Raw genomic sequence first — 8,297 nt, 5'->3', positions numbered from 1 at the left:
TGCAATCTAAAAAGCTGTCTGGAGATTCAAAAAATTGACCAACATATGAGAGACAAATACTTGAAAAGATTAAAAGAAGAAGGCCTATCTACAAGGCAAATAACAAGGTTAACAGGAATTAGTAGAGGTATTGTTCTGAAAAGCTAACCACAAGAACTGTCCCCTTGGTATCGTTTGAATTTTCTTTAATTTTGAATTTATATATTGTATAGAATTTTTATTTGTGGGAAAGAATTTTATAGAATGTGTAAATTTTTTATTTTTATGGGGAATAATAAAAACATGTTAAATTAAATTTTGGAGGTAATACAATGGAAACAGGTACAGTAAAATGGTTTAACGCAGAAAAAGGCTTCGGTTTTATCGAAGTAGAAGGTGGCAAAGATGTATTTGCACACTTCAGCGCTATCAAAGGTGATGGCTTCAAATCACTAGAAGAAGGCCAACGTGTTCAATTCAAAGTGATACAAGGAAATCGTGGACCACAAGCTGAAGATATCGAAAAACTATAAGCCAAATCAAACTGCCCTTAGCAAATGCTAAGGGCAGTTTTTCTGTTCATTACTCTTCATCATGATTTACAGTCTCTAAAAAGGCTTGAGAAGCGATTTCATACTCTTCATCGCTTTCGATATTACTTAATTCAGGACCTCCATCCTTTTCAACAAATCTGTAGATTAATGGGGTTTCAGAATCCTCAGGTAAAACCGCGATATACTCCTTGTTATCTGCCTTAAAAATGCTTAGGACACTACATGCTATCTCAGTATTATCAACAAGGGTTAAATAGATTTTCTTATGGTCATGATGTTCATGACCACAACCGCAATCGTTTTGACAATTTCCCATGATTTCATTCTCCTTTTATTGTATTGATTATCTTCCTATAATTATACACAAGAATAGTGGATATTATAAATAGTAGCATAAGGGATGGCAAAAACACAAATGTAGTAGCAACGTAGAAGTTATTTTAAATAATATCTTTTAATGACTAATTATATGGGTATAGAAGGAAAGAAGAATTTTATAAAGAAATTATTAAGAGTAGGATATTTTTATGGAGGCGATCATATGAGACTGATTTCTTGGAATGTTAATGGGCTTAGGGCCTGTGTAGGTAAAGGATTTTTAGAATATTTTAAAGAGGTGGATGCAGACATATTTTGTCTGCAAGAAACAAAGCTGCAGGAGGGACAAATCAATTTAGAGCTAGAGGGATATCAGCAGTATTGGAACTATGCAGTGAAAAAGGGCTATTCTGGAACAGCTATATTTACAAAAGAAAAACCCTTATCTGCTGTATATGGAATAGGAATAGAAGAACACGATCAAGAGGGAAGAGTCATCACTTTAGAATTTGAAAAATTCTATTTAGTGAATGTATATACGCCAAATGCTCAAAGAGGATTGGCCAGACTTGACTATAGAATGGTTTGGGAGGATCTTTTTAGAAAACATCTAAAGGGGCTTGATTCTCTAAAACCTGTTATTGTATGTGGAGATCTTAATGTAGCTCATAAAGAAATTGATTTAAAAAATCCAAAAACTAATAGAAAAAATGCTGGATTTACAGACGAGGAACGGGGAAAAATGACAGCGTTGCTAGAGACTGGATTTATGGACTCCTTTAGATATTTTTATCCCGATAAGGAAGAGGCCTATACTTGGTGGTCCTATATGGGAAGGGCAAGAGAGAGAAATGTTGGTTGGAGAATTGATTATTTTATTGTATCTGAAAAACTTAAGACACTATTGAAGGATGCAGAAATTCATTCAGATATAACAGGTAGTGATCATTGTCCAGTAGTCCTGAAAATAGAACTTTAATTTAAACTATAAAAAGTTATCTTTTAAAATACTTAAAGGATGACTTTTTTTAAAAAGTTAAACATTGTTTATAAAAATTTTATAATTGCTTTAAAAGAAGTTTATTAACACACCTTATAATGACCTTGAAGATAAAAAAAGGAGGTCATTTTTTATGAACAAAATTAAATTAATGTATGATGTGGTAAAGACATTAAAGGAGAAGGACAGTTTCACGGGAAACTTAGAGGCAGAAGCTAGAAAAGATGAAGTTAAAGTCTTTAATTTAGTGAAGGCGTTTGAAAGAAATACCGCAAGTGGGGAAATGAAATGTAAAATCAACACAGAGCTGAACTATGAAGGTAAGGTAGTTAAGCATGAAAGCAGTACAGAGTTAAATATGCGGGATTGCTGTAAAGGTAGACATCATAGTTTTATGAAAAATATGCATCAACATCATCGTTTAGATGGCTCTAAATGCTGTAACATAAAGGATAGACTTTCAATGCTGGGATTCCTGTTAGATGTTTTTAACAACATGAAGGTAGAGGAAAAGGAAGATAAAGGGGTAGTATTATCTATCAATATCAATGAAATTCCTAAAGACATGAAAAAGATCATTAAAGACAAGATGGAACATTGTATGAATCAACAAAAAGAAGAACAACAATGCTGCTGCATAGAAGAATTATGTTCATTGGAAGACATAAACATCGACATTCGTATTGTAGTTAATCCTAATAGTGAAGTGGAAAAGATTGAACTTTTGGTTAGTGGCAAGCAGAAAGACGAATCAAAAGAAGTCCATAATTTAAACCTTGAAGGGGAATTAAGCTTAGAATGGTAGAAAAAGATAAGCAACTCTTCTAAAAGGAAGCTTACATGGGGCGTTAAAACAATTTGTTTTATTAACGCCCCTATATTATTATTGGTAGAAAAAATGCTATAATATAGGAAATAACTAACATCATAAGTAAATAATATTTGAAATAGGTGATTCTATGTTTATGAGAAATAAGCGGGTATACAAACATTTTGAAAAGGGATATGAAGAAAATTGTTGCTATCATAAGGACTTTCATTATTATCATCGATATCTTAGATTTATACGACCAACTGTTTTTCTATTAAATCTTTTTATTGTGTATTTACTGTTTAAATGGATAGGAAATCCAGGCGTTAGTATTTTTTTTGCTGTGTTTATTAGTATAAAAGAAATTATTCATTTATTCTTTCTCTGGCGACTGGAGAAAAAGATTTTTACACCCATGAGCAAAATGAAAAATGCAGTAGACGAAATTGCACAGGGGAATTATGATGTAAAAATAGATTATGAGGTAAGAAATGAGTTTGGTGTATTAATACATTCCTTTAATAGAATGGCAGAGAAATTACAGGAAAGCGAAAAAATAAAGTCTACCTATGAAGAAAACAGAAAAACACTTATTGCCAATATATCCCATGATTTAAAAACTCCAATTTCGTCTATTCAAGGATATATTGAGGCAATTTTAGATGGGGTTGTACTATCCCCTGAAAAAACAAACAAATATCTTAAAATCATACACCACAATACTCTTTATATAAATAAACTAATTGATGATCTTTTCCTATTTTCAAAAATAGACATGGAAAAACTGGACTTTGAATATGAAGATATAGAGATACAAGCCTACATGAATGATCTAATGGAAGAATTTAAGTTTGAACTAGAAGAAAGGCAGATTCAGTTCCATTATATAGATAAATTGGATTTTCATCGTCTACTCCATCTAGATAGAAAAAGAATGCAACAGGCAATTCGAAATATTATTGGTAATGCAGTAAAATATGGAACTGAAAAGAATCTAACAATTTGGGTAGAATTGTTTCTACAGGGTGATAATATAGGGATTCATATAAAAGACAATGGGCCAGGAATTCCTGAGGATAAGCTTCCCTATGTTTTTGATAGATTTTATCGAATCGATACTGAACGTACAAAAGATCTAATGAGTACAGGGCTTGGACTGGCCATAGCTAAGGAACTAGTGGAGGCTCATGGAGGGGAAATTACAGTTTCAAGTGTAGAACAAGAAGGAACTTGTTTTACAATCATACTTCCAGTAACAGAATAGTAAGGGAAGGAGTTTAAAGATGAAAAATATTTTAATCATTGAGGATGATATAAATATTGCAGAGCTAGAACAGGATTATCTTCAGCTAAACGGCTATAGGACAGATATTGTGCAGGATGGGGCACAGGGTTTGAAAAGTGCCCTATCAGGTTTTTATGATGTTATTATTGTAGACTTGATGTTACCTAGTAAAGATGGATATGAAATTGTAAAAGAAGTTAGAAGGAAATTAGAGGTTCCCATAGTAATTGTGTCCGCTAAAAATGAGGACATTGACAAGATAAGAGGCCTGGGTTTTGGAGCAGATGACTATTTAACAAAGCCCTTTAGTCCAGCTGAATTGGTAGCAAGGGTCAAATCTCATATTAAGAGATATGAGCGTCTTATGGGTAAGAATATAGCTTTTGAAATAATCAATCATAGGGGTCTAGAGATCAACACAGCATCCCATAAAGTATTTGTTAATGGTAAAGAGATTCAACTGACCACAAAAGAATACGACTTATTATTATTTTTATCTTCTAACCCTAATATAGTCTTTAGTAAAGATCAAATATTCAATAAAATTTGGGGAGAGGAATATTATGGAGACACAGCAACCGTAGCAGTTCATATCCAAAAGATTAGAAAAAAAATAGAGAAAGATCCTTCAAATCCAGATTATATTGAAACTATATGGGGATCAGGATATAGATTTAATTCCTAATAAAATCAAAGGATTTTCATGTGAAACGACTTTTTTACCAAGATCTATGACAAATGACTATATTTCCTTATGTTTTTTTCTCCAGTGATGCTTGGAACAATTCTTATAGGAGAAATTGTCACAATCTTAGTAGTTACTAAAAAGAAAAAATTTCATTAGAAAAACAGCATCTATATAGATAACCAAAGGAATAGATGCTGTTAACCTCTAATATTGTTGGGAAGCGAGTCGTAACCAATTACGATTTTCTAGCCTTTCGAAGAGAACCGGGGTCTTAAAAAAATCAGAAAGATTATCAGCGGTTAAGACTGAATCTGTCTTTCCGGAAGAATGAACCTCTCCTCTGCGCAGTAACAACGTATGATTAAAGACTGGCAATATCTCCTCCGTGTGATGGGTAACGTAAATTAATGTAGGTCCATTTTTGTCGTGGCTTAGTTTTTCGATATTGGAGAGCAATTGCTCTTTAGCAAAAATGTCCAATCCTGTGCAGGGCTCGTCGAGAATCAGCAAACGAGGTGATGCCATGAGGCCTCTTGCAATAAGGACTTTTTGCTTTTCTCCTTGAGACAAAGACTGATAAGGACGTGTTGCTAGATGGTTGCATTCTAAACTCTCAAGGAGATGGTTAGCCAAGTCTCTATCGTTTTTTTTCGGTTCTTCAAATAAACCGATGCTGGCAAATTTACCACTGATAACAATTTCTTCTGCAGATTCTTTTAAGTAGAGTCTTTCTTGGAGCGCTGTACTTACCCAACCAATAGACTTCCTTAACTCTCTTAGATCAAACTTGCCAAATGTGTTGCCAAGGACCTCCATTTCCCCCTTTGAGGGAAAAATATATCCGTTTACCATATTTAAAAGGGTAGTTTTCCCCGATCCGTTTAATCCTAAAATAGCCCAATGCTCACCAGCTGCCACGGACCAGCTAACTTCTTTTAAAATATACTCTGAATTCTGAATAAATGAAACCTGCTTTGCATTAATAACCACATCAATTCTCTCCTTTACCCAAAATAGAATTCTACTTCAGTGGTTTTTTTCTATTATAATAAATTTCTTGTAGAAAGTCACCTATAATATGAAGGACAAATTTTACATTTAGTGGAATTTCTACTTTTTACTATGAGTAACTACTAAAGAAGAGGAATAAGTTTTAACTTAGGAACTGTTGAAAAAATATGGATCTTATGTTATTCTTAAAATCAATTCAAAGTGCATAAGAAGATAGATGGGAAAACATTAATTCTCTCTTAAATACAAGATAAAGGCAAGAAAAGCTGAAGTAAAAAAGGAGTGTAAAATGGAAAAATCTATGATAAAAACATCAATACAAAAAATACTTTTAGTTTCAGATTTAGATGGAACCTTACTTAATAAAAACAAAAAAATCAGTGAAGAAAACGAAAGGGCTATAAAGGAGTTTATGAGAATGGGAGGTTTGTTTACCATTGCAACTGGAAGAATGGAAGACGGAGTAGTTCCATTTTTGCATCAGTTAGGGGTAAATATTCCCGTGGTATTATATAATGGGACAAAAATATACTGCCCTATAAAAAAAGAAGTGTTATATGAGAAAAAGTTAACGGTAAAGCCAGAAACCCTAGAAAAAATCATATCTATTCATGGAGAGGATGTAGCTATTCTCCTATATCAGGATAGTCAAATCTATACCCCCGATAGAAATCATCTGGTATTAAAGCATGAGACTCTGGAGGGTGTTAAATGTAAAGGGTTATCGGAGCGACAGGTGAGAGATAGCTTTACAAAAATTTTAGTTATGGCAGTAACCAATGAGAGGGCAAAAGAAGTGGAAAAAATGATTAGACAGATGGATCTAGCCTGTGACATGGTATATTCAGAAGAAACCTACCTAGAGATACTAGCTCCTGAGGTTTCTAAAGGAGCAGCACTTTCTGTATTGAAGGAAATGTTAGAAATAGAGGATTACTATACTATTGCAGTAGGAGATCAACTTAACGACGTTTCACTAATGAAGGCAGCAGATTTAGGAATCGCCGTAGGAAATGCCCACGGTGATTTAAAGAAGGTGGCCGATGCCGTTACTGTTCATCATGAGGAACATGCTATCGCCGCCATCATAAAGGAATTAGATGTTTTAGTAAAGGCAGAAGGCATTGCATAAGATTACACTATTTTCTTCATTCAGGAAGACCTCTATATTCATTTCATATAGGGGTCTTCTTGGATTATGGATATAGCTATGATGAAATCTTAATTTGGATATTTATCCTACCACCTGACAAAATTACTAAAAGAAATCATTGTCAAAAAAAAGATAAATCAACCACAACACCGAACTATGATACAATAATTTAATAACCTTTCAGGACAAAAAATGTCTTGAGTTGAGAAGAGAGCAGTTAAGGCCATAGGAGTGTGTAGAGCTATGACAAATATATTAGAAATGAAATATCCCCATTATTTTAAAAATGAGCTGTTAACCTTTAACTTAAATAGCAATGTTGCCATAGCAACTCTTTGGACTCGAAAAGAGGTGGTAGAAAAAGGGTTAGAAGAGGAAACATTAAAGAAAGTAGCTATTGTGGGACAGCTATATAGCAGCTTTGGTATTAATTACATCTTAAGAAATGTAGCATTGTATCCTATTGTAGATACTATTATCCTCTGTGGCAATGATAGGACATTGTCAGGAAAAGATCTCTTGGAGGTTTCTTTAAAGGATGATTTCTTGCAAAAAGAATTAAAAAATTTTGTGCCGGATTTTCTAGAACATATAAAGATCATTGATTTAAGAGGAAGTGAGATAGATTTTCTACAGTTAACTGGAGAAATAGAAAGAAATTTCAAATCAAAAATTAAATTATGGGGAAAAGGTCAAGTTTTTAAGGAGACAAAAGAAGAGGTAAATTTCTATCCTTCAGAAGGGCTTTCTTTTGTATGTAGAAAACAAAGGGTGTTTGATACTTGGGTAAAATCACTGGAGCATATTATGAGGTTTGGCTTCTTAAAAACTACCCAATACAGTAGTTCAAGAGAATTAATCAATTTAATTCATGTTTTTGATGAGGAACCAAATTCCTATGATTTCTCTAAATTTCCCAAGGAGGTAGTAACCAGCAGTATTTTAGAAAAATACATCCCTCAAATCCTTAGTGATATCACCATTAAAGGGGTTGAATATACCTATGGACAGAGACTATTCAATCTCAAGGGGTTTAATCAAATAAATAACATCATAGATAAATTAAAGGAGAATAAAGAAGGAAGAAGAAATGTCGCCACAACATGGGACATAGAGAAGGATGCTACAAGTGAAAATCCTCCTTGTCTAAGCTTTATTACTTTTTTAGTGCAGGATGAACAGTTGGTGGGAACCTTCTTTATGCGAAGCAATGACCTGTTTAGAGCATTTCCTCAAAATGCTATGGCATTTAGAAGGCTGCAACAATACATAGCTGAAGAAGTGGGGGTGTCATTAGGTAAAACCTGTGTGATTAGCAACTCTGCCCATGTTTATCAAGAAAACTTCAATGATGTTTTAGACCTATTGAAAGAACATGGCTATAGAGGAAACTGGATACCTTTCACCAAAAACACCTGTGTTTGGACACAGGAGAACGAAGATCCTAGGGGATATATCGTTATTTCTATCGATAAGGAAAAACAGCTAATTCAAGCAC

At 33.6% G+C, this 8,297-nt stretch carries 9 protein-coding genes; 7 read left to right on the top strand and 2 right to left on the bottom strand.

Annotated features, from left to right (window positions below):
• Positions 1–311: 311 nt before the first annotated feature.
• Positions 312–512, top strand: coding sequence for a cold-shock protein (locus CHB72_RS25155; RefSeq protein WP_089285615.1), 201 nt, complete (start codon positions 312–314; stop codon positions 510–512).
• 49 nt (positions 513–561) lie between these two features.
• Here CHB72_RS25155 and CHB72_RS25150 read toward each other — a convergent pair whose 3' ends face one another.
• Positions 562–849: a DUF1292 domain-containing protein gene (locus tag CHB72_RS25150; protein ID WP_089285614.1), complete on the bottom strand. Its 288-nt coding sequence runs from the start codon at positions 847–849 to the stop codon at positions 562–564.
• Positions 850–1,074: 225 nt separating this feature from the next.
• Here CHB72_RS25150 and CHB72_RS25145 point away from each other — a divergent pair, with 225 nt between their 5' ends.
• The 4 genes from CHB72_RS25145 to CHB72_RS25130 all read left to right on the top strand — a co-directional run bounded on the left by CHB72_RS25145 (position 1,075) and on the right by CHB72_RS25130 (position 4,632).
• Positions 1,075–1,830, top strand: a complete 756-nt coding sequence (locus CHB72_RS25145; protein WP_089285613.1) for an exodeoxyribonuclease III — start codon at positions 1,075–1,077, stop codon at positions 1,828–1,830.
• Between the two features lie 154 nt (positions 1,831–1,984).
• The gene (locus tag CHB72_RS25140; protein WP_089285612.1) at positions 1,985–2,656 is read left to right on the top strand and encodes a hypothetical protein; all 672 of its coding nucleotides are present in this window, start codon (positions 1,985–1,987) and stop codon (positions 2,654–2,656) included.
• Between the two features lie 160 nt (positions 2,657–2,816).
• Entirely contained in the window at positions 2,817–3,926 is a 1,110-nt protein-coding gene (locus CHB72_RS25135; RefSeq protein WP_089285611.1) for a sensor histidine kinase, read from the top strand.
• A gap of 19 nt (positions 3,927–3,945) precedes the next feature.
• Positions 3,946–4,632, top strand: a complete 687-nt coding sequence (locus CHB72_RS25130) for a response regulator transcription factor (RefSeq protein ID WP_089285610.1) — start codon at positions 3,946–3,948, stop codon at positions 4,630–4,632.
• Between the two features lie 207 nt (positions 4,633–4,839).
• On the opposite strand, the gene CHB72_RS25125 is transcribed toward CHB72_RS25130, so the two are convergent.
• Complete coding sequence (locus CHB72_RS25125) at positions 4,840–5,625, bottom strand: ABC transporter ATP-binding protein (protein WP_089285609.1); 786 nt, start codon at positions 5,623–5,625, stop codon at positions 4,840–4,842.
• Between the two features lie 310 nt (positions 5,626–5,935).
• On the opposite strand from CHB72_RS25125, the gene CHB72_RS25120 reads away from it, so the two are divergent.
• The gene (locus CHB72_RS25120; RefSeq protein ID WP_089285608.1) at positions 5,936–6,778 is read left to right on the top strand and encodes a Cof-type HAD-IIB family hydrolase; all 843 of its coding nucleotides are present in this window, start codon (positions 5,936–5,938) and stop codon (positions 6,776–6,778) included.
• Positions 6,779–7,042: 264 nt separating this feature from the next.
• Positions 7,043–8,297: thymidylate synthase (locus CHB72_RS25115; RefSeq protein WP_089285607.1), on the top strand; the 1,255-nt coding region annotated here is incomplete at its 3' end.

Origin of the sequence: Anaerovirgula multivorans, assembly GCF_900188145.1 — a bacterium.
Lineage (GTDB): Bacteria > Bacillota > Clostridia > Peptostreptococcales > Natronincolaceae > Anaerovirgula > Anaerovirgula multivorans.
This window is presented reverse-complemented; position numbering and strand designations above follow the sequence as displayed.